The organism is Pontibacter chitinilyticus, from assembly GCF_039748935.1.
GTDB classification, from domain to species: Bacteria; Bacteroidota; Bacteroidia; order Cytophagales; family Hymenobacteraceae; genus Pontibacter; species Pontibacter chitinilyticus.
Genome location: NZ_JBDIZJ010000001.1, coordinates 219,567 through 233,333, shown reverse-complemented (window position 1 = coordinate 233,333; position 13,767 = coordinate 219,567). Strand labels below are relative to the sequence as shown.

The 13,767-nt window shown below is 51.7% G+C and carries 10 protein-coding genes and 1 tRNA gene; 4 read left to right on the top strand and 7 right to left on the bottom strand.

Features of this window, described 5'->3' with window-relative positions:
• Positions 1 to 91 precede the first annotated feature (91 nt).
• Positions 92 to 1,534 carry an amidohydrolase family protein gene (locus ABDW72_RS00920; RefSeq protein ID WP_347156554.1) on the top strand — a complete coding sequence of 481 codons (1,443 nt, stop codon included), beginning with the start codon at positions 92 to 94 and terminating at the stop codon, positions 1,532 to 1,534.
• 248 nt (positions 1,535 to 1,782) lie between these two features.
• Positions 1,783 to 2,841, top strand: a complete 1,059-nt coding sequence (locus ABDW72_RS00915; RefSeq protein WP_347156553.1) for a proline iminopeptidase-family hydrolase — start codon at positions 1,783 to 1,785, stop codon at positions 2,839 to 2,841.
• A gap of 128 nt (positions 2,842 to 2,969) precedes the next feature.
• Here the strand turns inward: ABDW72_RS00915 and ABDW72_RS00910 are convergent, their stop codons facing one another.
• Both ABDW72_RS00910 and ABDW72_RS00905 read right to left on the bottom strand, forming a co-directional pair.
• Positions 2,970 to 4,922 (bottom strand): RecQ family ATP-dependent DNA helicase, encoded by a 1,953-nt coding sequence (locus ABDW72_RS00910; RefSeq protein WP_347156552.1) that lies wholly within the window; start codon positions 4,920 to 4,922, stop codon positions 2,970 to 2,972.
• 80 nt (positions 4,923 to 5,002) lie between these two features.
• Entirely contained in the window at positions 5,003 to 5,803 is an 801-nt protein-coding gene (locus ABDW72_RS00905) for a hypothetical protein (protein ID WP_347156551.1), read from the bottom strand.
• 218 nt (positions 5,804 to 6,021) lie between these two features.
• On the opposite strand from ABDW72_RS00905, the gene ABDW72_RS00900 reads away from it, so the two are divergent.
• Complete coding sequence (locus ABDW72_RS00900) at positions 6,022 to 6,159, top strand: hypothetical protein (protein ID WP_347156550.1); 138 nt, start codon at positions 6,022 to 6,024, stop codon at positions 6,157 to 6,159.
• Between the two features lie 148 nt (positions 6,160 to 6,307).
• Here the strand turns inward: ABDW72_RS00900 and ABDW72_RS00895 are convergent, their stop codons facing one another.
• Both ABDW72_RS00895 and ABDW72_RS00890 read right to left on the bottom strand, forming a co-directional pair.
• Positions 6,308 to 6,976, bottom strand: coding sequence for an ABC transporter ATP-binding protein (locus ABDW72_RS00895; RefSeq protein ID WP_347156549.1), 669 nt, complete (start codon positions 6,974 to 6,976; stop codon positions 6,308 to 6,310).
• A 335-nt stretch (positions 6,977 to 7,311) separates the two neighbouring features.
• Positions 7,312 to 8,415, bottom strand: a complete 1,104-nt coding sequence (locus ABDW72_RS00890) for an AI-2E family transporter (RefSeq protein WP_347156547.1) — start codon at positions 8,413 to 8,415, stop codon at positions 7,312 to 7,314.
• Positions 8,416 to 8,607: 192 nt separating this feature from the next.
• Here ABDW72_RS00890 and sucC point away from each other — a divergent pair, with 192 nt between their 5' ends.
• Positions 8,608 to 9,804: an ADP-forming succinate--CoA ligase subunit beta gene (sucC, locus tag ABDW72_RS00885; protein ID WP_347156546.1), complete on the top strand. Its 1,197-nt coding sequence runs from the start codon at positions 8,608 to 8,610 to the stop codon at positions 9,802 to 9,804.
• 87 nt (positions 9,805 to 9,891) lie between these two features.
• On the opposite strand, the gene ABDW72_RS00880 is transcribed toward sucC, so the two are convergent.
• The 3 genes from ABDW72_RS00880 to ABDW72_RS00870 all read right to left on the bottom strand — a co-directional run bounded on the left by ABDW72_RS00880 (position 9,892) and on the right by ABDW72_RS00870 (position 13,708).
• Positions 9,892 to 10,308, bottom strand: coding sequence for an organic hydroperoxide resistance protein (locus ABDW72_RS00880; protein ID WP_347156545.1), 417 nt, complete (start codon positions 10,306 to 10,308; stop codon positions 9,892 to 9,894).
• 271 nt (positions 10,309 to 10,579) lie between these two features.
• Positions 10,580 to 10,656 (bottom strand) — tRNA-Arg (locus ABDW72_RS00875).
• A 208-nt stretch (positions 10,657 to 10,864) separates the two neighbouring features.
• Positions 10,865 to 13,708: a glycoside hydrolase family 2 TIM barrel-domain containing protein gene (locus tag ABDW72_RS00870; RefSeq protein ID WP_347156544.1), complete on the bottom strand. Its 2,844-nt coding sequence runs from the start codon at positions 13,706 to 13,708 to the stop codon at positions 10,865 to 10,867.
• Between the last annotated feature and the right edge of the window lie 59 nt (positions 13,709 to 13,767).

Below are 13,767 nucleotides of genomic sequence, written 5' to 3'. Positions count from 1 at the left end.
GCCCACTGCTACAACAGTTTTATTCTACCTGAATTTTCTCCTCTTTCGTTTTTGTTATCTTGCGTATACTGTACCCGAACAACGCCTCCAGATGACGCTTTTAAAGTTACGCTATACTTTGCTCCTTTTGCTGAGCACCGCTTTCTACAGCTGTACGACGCTACAGCAGGCACATACCCCTGACCTGGTGTTAACGCATGCCAATGTAGTAGACGTAGAACAAGGCAAGCTGCTCCGCAACAAGACGATTGTGATCAACAATGGATTGATCAAAGAGATCGGCAAAAGCAGCGAAGGCAAGAAGTATAAAGCTGGTAACACGGTAGACGCGCGAGGCAAGTATGTGATTCCGGGCTTGTGGGACAACCATATACACCTGCGCGGTGGCCCCGAGCTGGAAGAAGCTACTAAAAACCTGCTTCCGCTCTACATCGTGAATGGCATCACAACCGTGCGCGACGCCGGCGGCGACCTATATCCTGCTGTACAGGAATGGCAAAAAGATATCGCTGCCGATCGGCTCGTGGGGCCACACATTATTTCAGCCGGCCCGAAACTGGACGGTCCGACGCCAACTTGGGCAGGCTCTATTGAAGTAGCCACCGTTGCCAACGTACCCGCAGCACTTGACTCACTGCAAAAGATCGGTGTTGATTTTGTGAAGATCTATGACAGCACTATTTCCGGTGACGTTTTTCTGGCGATTATCAAACAGGCAGAAGCCCGGGACATGCTAACAGCGGGGCACATGCCCTTCAGCGTAAAGCTCGGCGATGCGATTGACAACGGCCTCGACATTACCGAACACCTGTACTATACGTTTAAAGCTGGCTCAACCAAAGAAGACAGCATTACGAATGTGATCCGTGCCAGCGAGGGAACAGACAAGCCCGTCGGCTTCTATACGGCACTACATTGGCTCGACGCCTCCTTCGACACGGCCACTGCTGCACGCTTTTACCGTAAAATGGCTGCGCATCATACGGCTGTTACCCCTACGTTATACATCGGCAGCGTGCTCAGCAACCTGCAACAGCAGGACCATACCCACGATGCGTATCTAGCTTACATCAACGACGGCATCATTAAAACCTATGCCGGCAGAATCAACAGCGCCAAACGACAATCGCCGGAAGCAGTTACATTCATACACAACCTGGAAATGAAATTTCAGCAGATGATCCCGGCAATGCAGGCAGCAGGTGTTACCATACTTGCCGGCTCGGATGCAGGCGCCTACAACTCCTACGTATACCCGGGGCAATCGCTGCACAAGGAACTGGAGATGCTGCAGCAGGCCGGCCTGACACCTGCGCAGGCCTTACGCACAGCTACCATTAATGGCGCCACCACCATGGGCCGGGCCGACAAGTATGGCACCGTAGCTGTTGGAAAAGTAGCGGACCTGGTGCTGCTGAACAAAAATCCGTTGGCCGACATCAAAAATACGGAGGCTATCGAGGCGGTGGTGTTTGGAGGAAAACTGTATACTTCGGCCGAGCTGAAGCAGTTGCTGAGCTGGCTGAAAAAGTAACAGCGCTAAATCCTGTCGCCGCTGCAGTCACTCAGAAGCGAAGCACAAGCGGGCTCCTACGCAGCCTTATGTTGGCAGATACGTGCAACCCCGGCTCCATCCTTTCAGAATTTGATCGCTACTCCATTTCCAAAGTAAAATTTACCTGCACTACTGCTAAGTGAAGCAAAATAGTAGTATCTTTTATCTTCCGTTGGCCTTGAGCGGTAGCGGTACCTTTCAAATCAATTGCACTTTACATTGTATACATGAAAAAGCATTTTTCTTTGCTGGCCGCTTTACTCGGTGCACTGGCGCTTTCAACCTCTGGCTGCCAGCGGATGGATGATACTGCCACAGCAGAAGCACCTACAGCGGACTACCTCAACTTTAAAACACCTGGCGACGTGCAGGCAGGAGGCGTGCAGATGGTGCAACTAAAAGAAGGTTACAAAGTATGGACCAAGCGCTTTGGCAACAGCCCCACCATGAAAGTGCTGCTGCTGCACGGCGGCCCCGCCATGACGCACGAGTACATGGAAGCTTTCGAAAGCTTTTTCCCGCAGGCCAACATCGAGTTTTACGAGTACGACCAGCTTGGCTCTGCCTACTCCGACCAGCCCGACGACATGAGCCTCTACAACATCGACCGCTTTGTAGAAGAGGTAGAGCAGGTGCGCCAGCAGCTGGGCATGAACAAGGACAACTTTTACCTGCTGGGCAACTCCTGGGGCGGTATGCTGGCCATGGAGTACGCGCTAAAGCACCAGGACCAGCTCAAAGGCCTCATCATCTGCAACATGACGGCCAGCTTCCCGAAGTATGCGGTATATAATGCCAAGCTACGGGCCGAGATGCGGCCTTCGCTCATCGACTCGCTGGAAGTATACGAGCAGAAAAATGACTTTATGAACCCGGTTTACCAGCAGCTGGTATTCGACAATTATTACCGCAAGCACCTGTGCCGCCTGCCGGTGTGGCCGGAAGCGGTGATGCGCAGCCTGGGCCATGTGAACCAAAAAGTATACGAGTACATGCAGGGGCCGAGCGAATTTGTGCCCGGCGGCATCCTGCAAAAATGGGACCGCTGGAATGACCTGAAGCAGATCACGGTGCCTACCTTAACGGTGGGTGCCAAGTATGATACCATGAACCCGGAGGAGATGAAGGAAATGAGCCAGCTGGTACAAAATGGCCAGTACCTCTACTGCCCCAACGGCAGCCACCTGGCCATGTGGGACGACCAACAGGTCTACATGAACGGCGTGATCAAGTTTATCAAAGACGTAAACACTGGAAAAGTAAAAAAGGTCAAATCAGCCTCCTAACACAGAAAGCCGGGCAAATGTCCGGCTTTTTTATGCCACTTTAGCCCGGCTCTTCTAATTTATTGCACCTGTTGTAGTTTCCTGTAGCCAGTACAAATAACTGGGCTAGAGAACATAAAGCTTGGCTGCTACCCTACCTCCAGCTTGCCGCTTTCTTTATACTTGAGGCGGCCCAAATCTACCAGTTCGCGAATAAGGGATGTAACAATATCGGCATGTTTTGGCTCAAAGGCCTGCACCAGCTCTTTGGGCAGGTAAGGCTTTACCTGTACCAGCTCCAGTAGTTTGGCACGCAGGATTTCCTGCTCCTGCCCTGCCCGCGCTTTCTTACGCTCTGCCAGGCAAAAGTCGCAGATGCGGCAGCGAGTATCAGGTACTTCGCCAAAGTACTCCAGCAGCAGCTGTGTGCGGCAGCGGTTGGAGGTTTCTACGTAGCGGCCCATCTCCTTAGCCTGCAGCAGCGCCCGCTCTCGCAGCGCATTCAGCCGTTTTACGTCCAGCTGCAGGCTGGCGGCATCCTGCCGGGGTTTGGTAAAGATCAACTGCGGGGAATCGTGCTGGGGCTCGTATTGGATGACCTGCAGCTTGTGCAGGTATTCGAGCTTGCGCCGCAGGTTGGACTCCGGTATTCGGAGTTGCTCAGCCAGCTTGCGCTCCGATACCTTTACAAAATTAACAAAGGCTTCGCCACCATAGATGCGCAGCAGCACGCGGATAAGCTTGTCTTGCTCGGGATTCTTGAGCTGGAAGTCATACAAAGCAGTGTTTTCCAGGGCCAGTAGCAGCCGCGAAGGTGAATAGTAGCCTTCATTTAGCTGTAGGAAACCCTCCTGCTCCAGGCGCTTTACGGCATGGTGCACCTCCAGGGCCTGTAGTTTATAGTTCTTAGCAAAAGGCCCCAGGTCAAAATCGAAGCTGCTCATCAGGCCGCTGCCTACCGCCAGCTGGTAATAATTGGCCAGGCACTGGTATACCCTTCGGATGTACTCCACCGCCGGATGCGCCTCCTCCACTTTGCGCTGCAGCTCTGCCACATCATTCGGACTGTAAAGTATAACAGCGTAGGCATATTGCTCATCACGCCCGGCGCGGCCTGCCTCCTGGTAGTAAGCTTCCAGGCTTTCGGGCAAATCCAGGTGCACGACCAGCCGCACATCCGGTTTATCGATGCCCATCCCGAAGGCGTTTGTCGCCACCATCACCCGCACCTTATTCTCAATCCATGCTTTTTGGGCGGCATTGCGGTCTTCAAACTTCAAGCCGGCATGGTAAGCAGCGGCGGAGACACGGCGGCTTTGCAGGAATTTGGCCAGTTCTACGGTTTGGCGGCGGCTGCGCACATACACAATGCTCTGGCCCGGCATGCGCTGCAGCATCTCGAGCAGGCGGCTGGCTTTGTCTTCGGTATAAAGGCAGGAGTACGACAGGTTAGCGCGGGCGAAGCTTTTCTGAAACACATTGGGCTTTGGAAAGCTGAGCTTCTCCTGGATGTCCTGCTGCACCTGCTCGGTAGCAGTGGCGGTGAGGGCGATGACCGGCACCTGGGGCAGCGATTCCCGCAAAGCAGTTAGTTGCAGGTAGGGTGGCCGGAAATCATACCCCCACTGCGAGATACAATGCGCCTCGTCCACGGCCAGCAGGCTCACCTTCATGCGCTTCACCCGCTCCTGAAACAGCTCGGTGAGCAAACGCTCCGGCGAGAGGTACAGGAATTTCACAGCCCCATACACGCAGTTATCAAAAGCAATGTCGATCTCGCGGCGGCTCATGCCCGAATAAATCGCCACCGCTGAGATGCCCCGGCTCTTTAGCTGCTCCACCTGATCCTTCATCAAAGCGATGAGCGGAGTGATGACCAGGCATAGCCCCTCCTGCGCCAGCGCCGGCACCTGGAAGCAGATAGACTTGCCGCCACCCGTAGGCAGCAACGCCAACGTGTCCTGCCCCGCCAGCACCGAGCGGATGATCTCCTCCTGCAGCGGCCGGAAGCGGTCGTAGCCCCAGTAGATTTTAAGTATGTGGTGGATGTCGGACAAAATGAGCGTTAGGTTGGCTACAAAAATACAAGTTACTGCAGACATTAACAGGTATACTTGCCTGCAAAAAGAAAAACCTGCCCCTTTGCAGGAGCAGGTCTTAACTGCTGATAAATCAAGTATAATTACGCGGCGGCAGACTGTCCGTCTTCGCGCTCTTCAATTACTTTCTTCAGCTTTTCGATAGCCTGACCGGCACGCTCTTCGTCGAAGCGGTTGATGTTGAGCAACATCTTCGTTTTCTCCTGGCGTGTGATCACCGGATTGTTCAGCAGGCGAATGATCTCCTCCTTCTGCTTGGCAGACGCATAACGCACGCTACCAGATTCCTCCGGCTGCTCTGCTGCTGCTGCTGCCGGCGCAGGCTCAGTAGCTTTTGCTGTCGCTGCGGCTTTCATAGTCGGCTTTTTCTCGGTAGGCACTGCCGGTTTAGCTGCCTGGTCGTTGCCGCTGTAGTCCATTTCCTCTGCAGGAGTTGGCTCATAACCAGCCGCACGAATGATCCACGCCAGGATGTTACGGTATGCTTTACCAATAGCACGTGTCTGCGCCATCGAAGCAATCGCAAACTCCTGGTAATACTTTTTGCCCTGCTCACGATTCGAGCAGATGGCAAAGCCAGCGCCTACAATCTGTTCGCTGCGCAGGTCCAGAAGGTTCACCTTTGCCTGGTACTTTATTTCATCGTCAGTGCTCACGTTAATCACGTGCTCCACTACAGGCAGAATACCCAGACGGGAACCGGCATACTGCCATCCTTCCACGTTCACGTACTCTTTGCCCTGTATATTCTGGTACAAACGGTTCTCTTTGATGAACTTAGCCAAGTCTATAGCCAGGTGAAGCGTCTCATCTGATTTGGCGATGTCGTAGCTTTCGATCTTAGATTTCTTCAGCTCTTTTGTTTCCTTATTTGGTTGATTCATTTCTCCTTAGCTTTCTTAGTTATGGTACATTAGGTAAACATAGCCACCTATAAAATGGTGCAAAAAAGTAAAAAAAATAGCTATTTTATAGCTATGATTATCAAGTAGTTACAAACTATTTTCCAATTATTTTAGCACGTAAACCTGTGGCGCATAAAGGGCTGAGAAATGGCACAAGGGTAAAAGATATGTACGTAAATTCTGGATAAAAGTATAAAATGCAGGAGCAACTAAATTTAGCTACCAAGCAAGCTATACTTCTATCTGTTGAAGAGGAAAGTACCGGCAAGTATAAACGGATGCAGCACACCCAGATTGCGCTGTTTATACTTGATCAAGATGTGCAGCAAAAGTAGTATTGGCTTGTAAACGGCCCGGAAAGCGCAGAAGAAACAGGTAGTCCGCTTCGGATGGACACGGTACGCCAAACGCCGCTATGGGGCAATGCGGTTACGATACCGTACAGGAATGATGCAGCTATCTTCTAATGGAGAGCACGGAGCACTATTGCACCGTTGATTCCTGCACGATCAGGCCATCCTTCATCACCAGCGTGCGGTCGGCCATGGCGGCTAGCTGCTCATTGTGTGTCACGATCACGAAGGTCTGGTTGAATTCCTCCCTCAGCTTAAAAAAGATGTCGTGCAGTTCCTGGGCGTTTTTCGAGTCGAGGTTACCGCTCGGCTCGTCGGCAAAAATAATGCGGGGCGAATTGATGAGGGCGCGGGCCACAGCCGTGCGCTGCTGCTCCCCTCCTGATAGCTCGGAGGGCTTGTGGTGAATGCGGTGAGAAAGGTTTAGCATTTCCAGCAGGTGCGTTGCCCGCTCTTTTACTTCCTCCTCCGGTCGCCCGGCCAGAAAGCCTGGCAGACAGGCATTTTCCAACGCCGTAAACTCCGGCAGCAGGTTATGGAACTGAAAAATAAACCCAATGTGCCGGTTACGGAAGCGGGCCATCTCGGTGGAGTTCATGCGGGCAATGTTCTTGTCATCAAACATTACTTCACCGGAATCAGCCGTATCCAGCGTACCCAAGATGTGTAGCAGGGTGCTTTTACCGGCACCGGAAGCGCCTACGATAGATACCACCTCGCCGGCAGTAATGGACATATCTATACCTTTAAGAACCGGAAGCGAACCGTATTTTTTATGGATGTTTGAAACCTGCAGCACAGTCGGGGCAATTGTTTATCAGCGGATAAGTAAAAAAATAATCTTCCAAAGCTACAAAACAATTGATTTACTTCTAAGCGCTTCAGCAATAATCACCCTAGTACCACTTTTTATGGTTCATTGCGCTGCTTGCCTGTTTACCTGAACGGCACTTCTCCGGCAGAGCGCTACATTTATACTATAGCCAGGAGCGCCCGGTACCTGAAAAGCAACACAGCAAGTATAAGCCCGGACAAAAGCTTTTTATCATCGGCTAAAGTATAGAACTACCTTTATCAGGCGCTACACCGCACATTTCTCTCATTTAGGCGCTGCTGGTTATTTGTAAAATGTATTTACCCGTTATGGCGGACCGGCTTTGTGTTGTTGAGTTTCTCTGCTAGAGGTCCTTCTTCGGAGGCATTGATGGGCTTTTTCTCTAACAAGTCGTTGACGTATAATTCGTTTACCAGTACCATGAGCGTCACCAGCAGCGGGGCTGCTAAAATCAGGCCTATAATCCCCTGAAAAATACCCAGTAGTACCTGAAAGAAGAGTAGCAATGCCGGCGGCAGGTTTACTGTATGCTGGTAAATGAGCGGTGTGACCAGGTAACTTTGCACGAGCTGGATGGCGCAGTACAGCAACAAAGCATAAAACGCCAGTTGCGGCCCCTGCGTTAGTCCGATCAGTACGGCAACGACACCGGCCAGAGCTGGGCCAATGTTCTGAATAAATTCACCAAAAAAAGCGATCAACGCTACTGCAAAAGCCAGTGGCAGCCCGATCAGTTTAAATCCAATGGCGGCAACAATACCGGTAACAGACATATCGATCAGCATGGCAATAAGCCACTTCTTCAGGTTATCGTAACACTTGTCGAGCACACCCAGGATGCGCGTGCGGTGGCGCACCGCGAAAAGCTTTGTAAACCCGATCGTATACAGTTTTGGACTAGTAGCTAAAAAGAGCCCGGTCACAATCACGATCATTACGTCGGCGAGCACGCTTAGAGTGGTTGAAAAAACGCCGGACACACGCGTAAACAGGCTTTGTTGTTTCGGCAGCACGCTACTCAGATTGTCCGGCACCCTGTCCAGAATTTTCTGCCCCCACCCGTACTGGCTCAACTGAGCCTCAAGGCCACTAAATGCCTGCGGTATTGTTTGCTTCATCTCCTGCACCTGTGCCCCAATAGTGGGTGCGATGAACCAGATGATCGCCGTAATGGAGCCGAAGAAAAGTACTACTGCCAAAAGCAGGCACACCCCGCGCGGTAGCGGCAGTTTGTCTTGCAGCCAGTCTGTGATTCCACAAAACATCACAGCTACTAAGACTCCGGCAAAAACTAACAGGAAAAAATACGTATGCCAGCCCAGCATGTAAAAAGCTGTCAGGATCAGCAATGTTACGAGCGCGGCTACGGCTACACGTTTGGCAAAGGTATAAACATTCAGCATAGGTTATCAGTATTAACAAGTAAGCACTGGCTATTAAAATGTACTCTCAAATGCACGGGCACGTTACAAAACGAGGTTGTAAGGCAGCTTTTAGCAGCTGTTGCATGCTTTCAGAAAGAATATTTTAAAAATGCAGTACTTGAATTTGAGGGGATAAAGGCGTACTTTCGTGCGTCCAATAAAAATGAAAGCATGAACATACACGAATATCAGGCTAAAGACATTTTAAAAGGTTACGGCGTACGCATACAGGAAGGTATCGTGGCTGACACGCCGGAAGAGGCGGTAGCGGCTGCCAAACGGCTGACCGAAGAAACAGGCACCAGCTGGCACGTGATCAAAGCACAGATCCATGCAGGCGGCCGTGGCAAAGGGGGTGGCGTAAAGCTGGCTAAAAACCTGGAGCAGGTAAAAGAAATCGCTTCTCAGATTTTGGGAATGACCCTGGTTACGCACCAGACAGGCCCGGAAGGCAAGCTGGTACAGAAAGTACTGGTGGCCCAGGACGTGTACTATCCTGGCGATTCGGAGCCAAAAGAGTTCTACCTGAGCATCCTGCTGGACCGCGCCAAAGGTCAGAACGTGATCATGGCCTCTACCGAAGGAGGTATGGACATCGAAGAAGTGGCCGAGAAATCTCCGGAGAAGATCATCAAAGAGTGGATTGATCCGGCTACAGGACTGCAGTCATGGCAGGCACGTAAGATTGCTTTCGCATTTGGTTTAGAGGGTGAAGCCTTTAAAGAAATGGTGAAGTTTGTAACGAACCTATACAAGGCGTATGTGAACACAGACTCTTCTATGTTCGAGATCAACCCGGTGCTGAAAACATCTGACAACAAGATACTGGCCGTAGACGCTAAAGTAAACCTGGACGATAACGCCTTGTTCCGCCACAAAGACCTGGCTGATCTGCGCGATGTGTCTGAAGAGGATCCTTTGGAAGTAGAAGCTGGCGAGCACAACCTGAACTACGTGAAGCTGGATGGCAATGTAGGCTGTATGGTAAACGGTGCTGGTCTGGCCATGGCAACCATGGATATCATCAAGCTTTCGGGTGGTGAGCCTGCTAACTTCCTGGACGTAGGGGGTGGTGCAAATGCTGAGACTGTAGAAGCAGGTTTCCGCATCATCCTGAAAGACCCGAACGTAAAGGCGATCCTGATCAACATTTTTGGTGGCATCGTACGTTGCGACCGCGTAGCCAACGGTGTAGTAGAAGCCTACAAAAACATCGGCGATATACGCGTGCCGATCATTGTGCGCCTGCAGGGGACAAACGCCGAAGAAGGCGCCCGCATTATCGACGAGTCTGGTTTGAAAGTATACTCGGCCGTTGTTTTGAAAGAAGCAGCAGAAAAAGTAAAGCAAGTATTGGCTGAAGTTTAATCCTTCAGTAGCTATAAAACAGGAAAGGCAGCCGCTATCGGCTGCCTTTCCTGTTTTATAGCTCGCATATAAGAAATTATTGCGCTGTTAGAGTACCTCCAGTTCTACCTCAATGTTACCGCGTGTGCCCACAGAGTATGGGCATATCTGGTGCGCCTCATCTACCATTTGCTTTACCTTTTGGTGGTCCAGCCCTTTCAGGTCTATCGCTAACTTTACGCCCAGGCCAAAGCCGCCATCATCCATTTTATTCAGGTCCACGTGCGCGGTTACGGTCGAATCAGGTGCCAGGCGCTCTTTGTGACGTGCTGCTACTACCAGCAAGGCGCTCTGAAAACAGGCAGCATAGCCAGCTGCAAACAGCTGCTCGGGGTTGGTCTTGTTGCCTTCACCGCCCATGTTTGTCGGCATGGCCAGTTGCATATCAATTACATCATCTGATGATTTTACATGGCCTTTACGGCCGCCGGTGGCAGTTACTACTGCCGTATACAGTTTTTCCATACTTTACAGGTTAAGATTTATACTTAGCCCTCTTAACAGGTAGCGGTTGCACATTGTTTACTAATAACGCCTTCCTGCCAAATCTAAACCTGCCCGCTATACTTCAGAAAAGCCGGCTGCAGATGCCTTTACTGCCACAGCCACAGCAGAAGTACCTGCACGTGTCGGTAAGTATAGTTCAGAAGTAAACCCGCGTTATATGCTTTCACCGTAGCCCAATAAGCATAAAAAAAGCCTTGTAAGCGAATGACTTACAAGGCTTTCATACTGCTGGTGCACCCGAGAGGATTCGAACCCCTAACCCTCGGAGCCGAAATCCGATATTCTATCCAGTTGAACTACGGGTGCGTTAGTGCGTGCAAAAATAGGAAGTATACTGATAATACGAAACAGAAGCCGTAAAAAAATACCAGGGCCACCTAAAATATTTACCTGCCGGATTCTTCCCCTCACCTATTTCATACTTGCCGAATCACAATCAGTAGAACAGTAGGAAGTCCCAAAACACACTCCTGTACGGCTAAGAGCTTCTATAGTAAACTACATAGCTTTATATTTATTTCTTTGAAGCTTCTTCTTTGGGTAGAGGCAGGTCGTCTCCAAAGTAAAAGTATACCGCTTCTTCATACCACATCCCAAGCCGTGGTACCAGGTTGGGCTGCCCGGCCGGGCCATGCTCTGCTGCTGTATGGAATTTAGTACCGATTGGCGCAATGCCCTGCAGAAACGAAATGTCGCCGGCAGGAGAATTTACATGCGTAGTTTTCGGGTCAAAAGATTCGCCTTCCGGTTCCCGCGGTGTAAACAGGCGCAGGAACATTGCATCCGAAGCAAACACCATCGTAACCGGCACCTGTTTGGTTTGCAGCGTGGCCCAGTACACATCAGCATGGAAGCCCTTGAACTCGGGATACTCCCAGCTAACGCCGGTCATGGCATCGTTGTAAGCCTTCTGCCATACCCCGAACTCCTGCCCTTTCATCCTGTTCTTCCAGACACGGTAAGGACCTCTGCCCAGCCAGCGCATACCTTTCACTTGGTCCTCCGGAAAATCAAACGTTACACCCAGGTAATCAAGCCCCTTGCCCCCCTTGAACTGATAGGCATAGTTTAACTGCAGCCATCCATCGGGCAACATGCGCCAGGTGATCTTTTTCAGCGTGCCCTCAAAGGTTGCCTCCACCACATAGTCGTTTCCATCCGGGTGGTGCTCCAGCGTTTTCAGCGATGCTTCTCCCGAGACCAGGCGGGGGCCATTGCTCAAGACCACTGCTTTCCCGTTGTGCGAAGCGCTTTGCAGCAGTCCTGTCTTTGTGCTGAGCTGCACCTCCGTTCCGTTAGCGGCAAGGCGGAGCAGCCCATCTTTCTCTGTCGCTCGCACACGACCAGTTCCGCCCTGCACCAGCTGTTGCGCTACCTCCTGCGGCTCCGGAATCATCCAGGTCCAGGTATAAATGTTGCGCCCGTATGGGTCAGTGGCTGTCAGGTAAAAAGCGTCATGTGTTTGCCAGTCCGGGGGAAGCTTAACCTGCAGTAAGCCGATCTGGTGCGGGAGCACTTCCGGTGAAGGCAACATCCCTTCCGCAGCGATGGCATGCTCCGTACTTGTGGAGCCTGGCGCAGGAAAATCAACCAGCTGCCAGGAGAAGTGCACCTGCTTTAGGTTGGTGTTGTCATATCTGTTTTCTACTTGCAGGATGCTGTTGAACATGGCCGGCAGGTTATCCTGCTCGCTGAGGGGCAGGTATACCGGCGCCCATACTTCTTTGATGGTGAAAAAGCTACCCTCCTTTTGCCGGTATGGACCTACAATGCCATCGGGGCCGCTGTTGCCTGCGGCATCCACCATGCCGTCTTTATCGTCGCGCACAATGCCTTCGTCGGCATAGGCCCACAGGAACCCTCCGGCAGTTAAGGGGTTGTGCAGCACTAGGTTCCACCAGTCTTCCAGGCCCGCGCCGGCGCCGCCGTCGTAGAGGCCGTGCAGAAATTCGGTTGGCATGATCAGATCGTTGCCATGGAAGAAAGTGCCGGTGCAGCAGTCGTATACTTCGTAATGGCCAGTGTTGATACCGTTGAAATTAGCCCAGGGATGAATGACCGTGCGTGCCTGCGGGTCCCAGCGGGCAAAGTCATCGTCCAGGTCCGTGTTCCAGCCGCCTTCGTTGCCGTTGTCCCACAGGAGGATGCTCGGATGATTGACATCCCGGATCACCAGTTCCCGCACCAGCTTCTCGCCTACTTCCGTATCATAGGCGTCCTGCCAGCCGGTGAGCTCGTCGAGCACGTAGAGCCCCAGCGAGTCTGTTACTTCCAAAAAATGCCTGTCAGGCGGGTAGTGCGACATGCACACGGCGTTCATGTTCATGTCCTTCATCAGGTTCACATCTTGTATACTCAACGCCTTACTGGTCGTGCGGCCGGACGTGGGCCAGAACGTGTGGCGGTTCGCTCCCTTCAGCATAACTTTAGCGCCATTAACGTAAAGGCCGTCATGTTTGCGCACTTCTACAGTCCGAAAGCCGAATTTCTCAGTCTCTTCATGCAGTACCTTGCGTTTGTTTTGCAGCATGACCTTTACCTGGTAACGGTTCGGCCATTCGGCTGACCACGGCTTGATGTTCTGGGCTGTTGTCTGCAGATGTGCCACCTGCTGGCCCGGTTTAACTGGAGCGGAGACCGCCTTCCCGATCTTTTTACCGTTGAGTTGCTGCAGTTGCACCACCACTTTAGCTGCCGTGCTGATGCCGTCGAGAAATACGTCAATGGCAAAATCACCTGTATGCCGGGCGTTGATGGCCGTGCGAACAATGTGCTGCTCCGGAAATGCCTCCAGCCAAACGGGCCGGTAAATGCCACTGAACTGCCAGAAATCAGCTCTACGCTCGGCCAGGTTGATGGACTTATTGGCAGAGAAGCGTTTTACATTTACCTCCAGCAGGTTTACGTCTCCAACATGTACCAGATCCGTGATGTCGTAGCGGAACTCGTAAAAGCCACCTTGGTGCAGTGGCCCGGCAAGCTTGCCATTTACTTTTACTTCAGTGTCTGTCATGGAGCCACCGAAAACGATGTTCACGGCTTTGCCTTTCCAGTCAGCCGGAACGGCAAACTGGTATTTATACTCTCCGATGCTGTCCGGAGCCAAACCGCCAGCCCAGTCGCTCCAATAATGGTAGGTGCCAAAGCCCTGCATTTCCCAGTTTGATGGCACAGGTATGGTAGCCCACTTGCCGCTGTTGCGCCCACCCGACACCTTAAATTGCCAGTTTATAGTATGGTCTTTATCAGTGCCGCTAAGAAACCTGACCTGCGTGCCCTGCCCGGTCGTGGCACTTGTAGCGAAAAGAACAAGCAGAAACGTAAGAAAGCAAGTATAGCGCGCGTAGGAAATCATCATAAAGTATAAAGGTGACAAATGAACCAGTACCTTTAATCTACTACAATCCTTCCAAACTG

What these genes read in the sequence shown, in the direction of transcription:
- ABDW72_RS00910 (WP_347156552.1), bottom strand. Translation starts at nt 4,922, where the DNA reads ATGTCTGCAGTAACTTGTATTTTTGTAGCCAACCTAACGCTCATTTTG.
- ABDW72_RS00915 (WP_347156553.1), top strand. Translation starts at nt 1,783, where the DNA reads ATGAAAAAGCATTTTTCTTTGCTGGCCGCTTTACTCGGTGCACTGGCG.
- ABDW72_RS00905 (WP_347156551.1), bottom strand. Translation starts at nt 5,803, where the DNA reads ATGAATCAACCAAATAAGGAAACAAAAGAGCTGAAGAAATCTAAGATC.
- ABDW72_RS00900 (WP_347156550.1), top strand. Translation starts at nt 6,022, where the DNA reads ATGCAGGAGCAACTAAATTTAGCTACCAAGCAAGCTATACTTCTATCT.
- ABDW72_RS00870 (WP_347156544.1), bottom strand. Translation starts at nt 13,708, where the DNA reads ATGATGATTTCCTACGCGCGCTATACTTGCTTTCTTACGTTTCTGCTT.
- ABDW72_RS00880 (WP_347156545.1), bottom strand. Translation starts at nt 10,308, where the DNA reads ATGGAAAAACTGTATACGGCAGTAGTAACTGCCACCGGCGGCCGTAAA.
- sucC (WP_347156546.1), top strand. Translation starts at nt 8,608, where the DNA reads ATGAACATACACGAATATCAGGCTAAAGACATTTTAAAAGGTTACGGC.
- ABDW72_RS00920 (WP_347156554.1), top strand. Translation starts at nt 92, where the DNA reads ATGACGCTTTTAAAGTTACGCTATACTTTGCTCCTTTTGCTGAGCACC.
- ABDW72_RS00890 (WP_347156547.1), bottom strand. Translation starts at nt 8,415, where the DNA reads ATGCTGAATGTTTATACCTTTGCCAAACGTGTAGCCGTAGCCGCGCTC.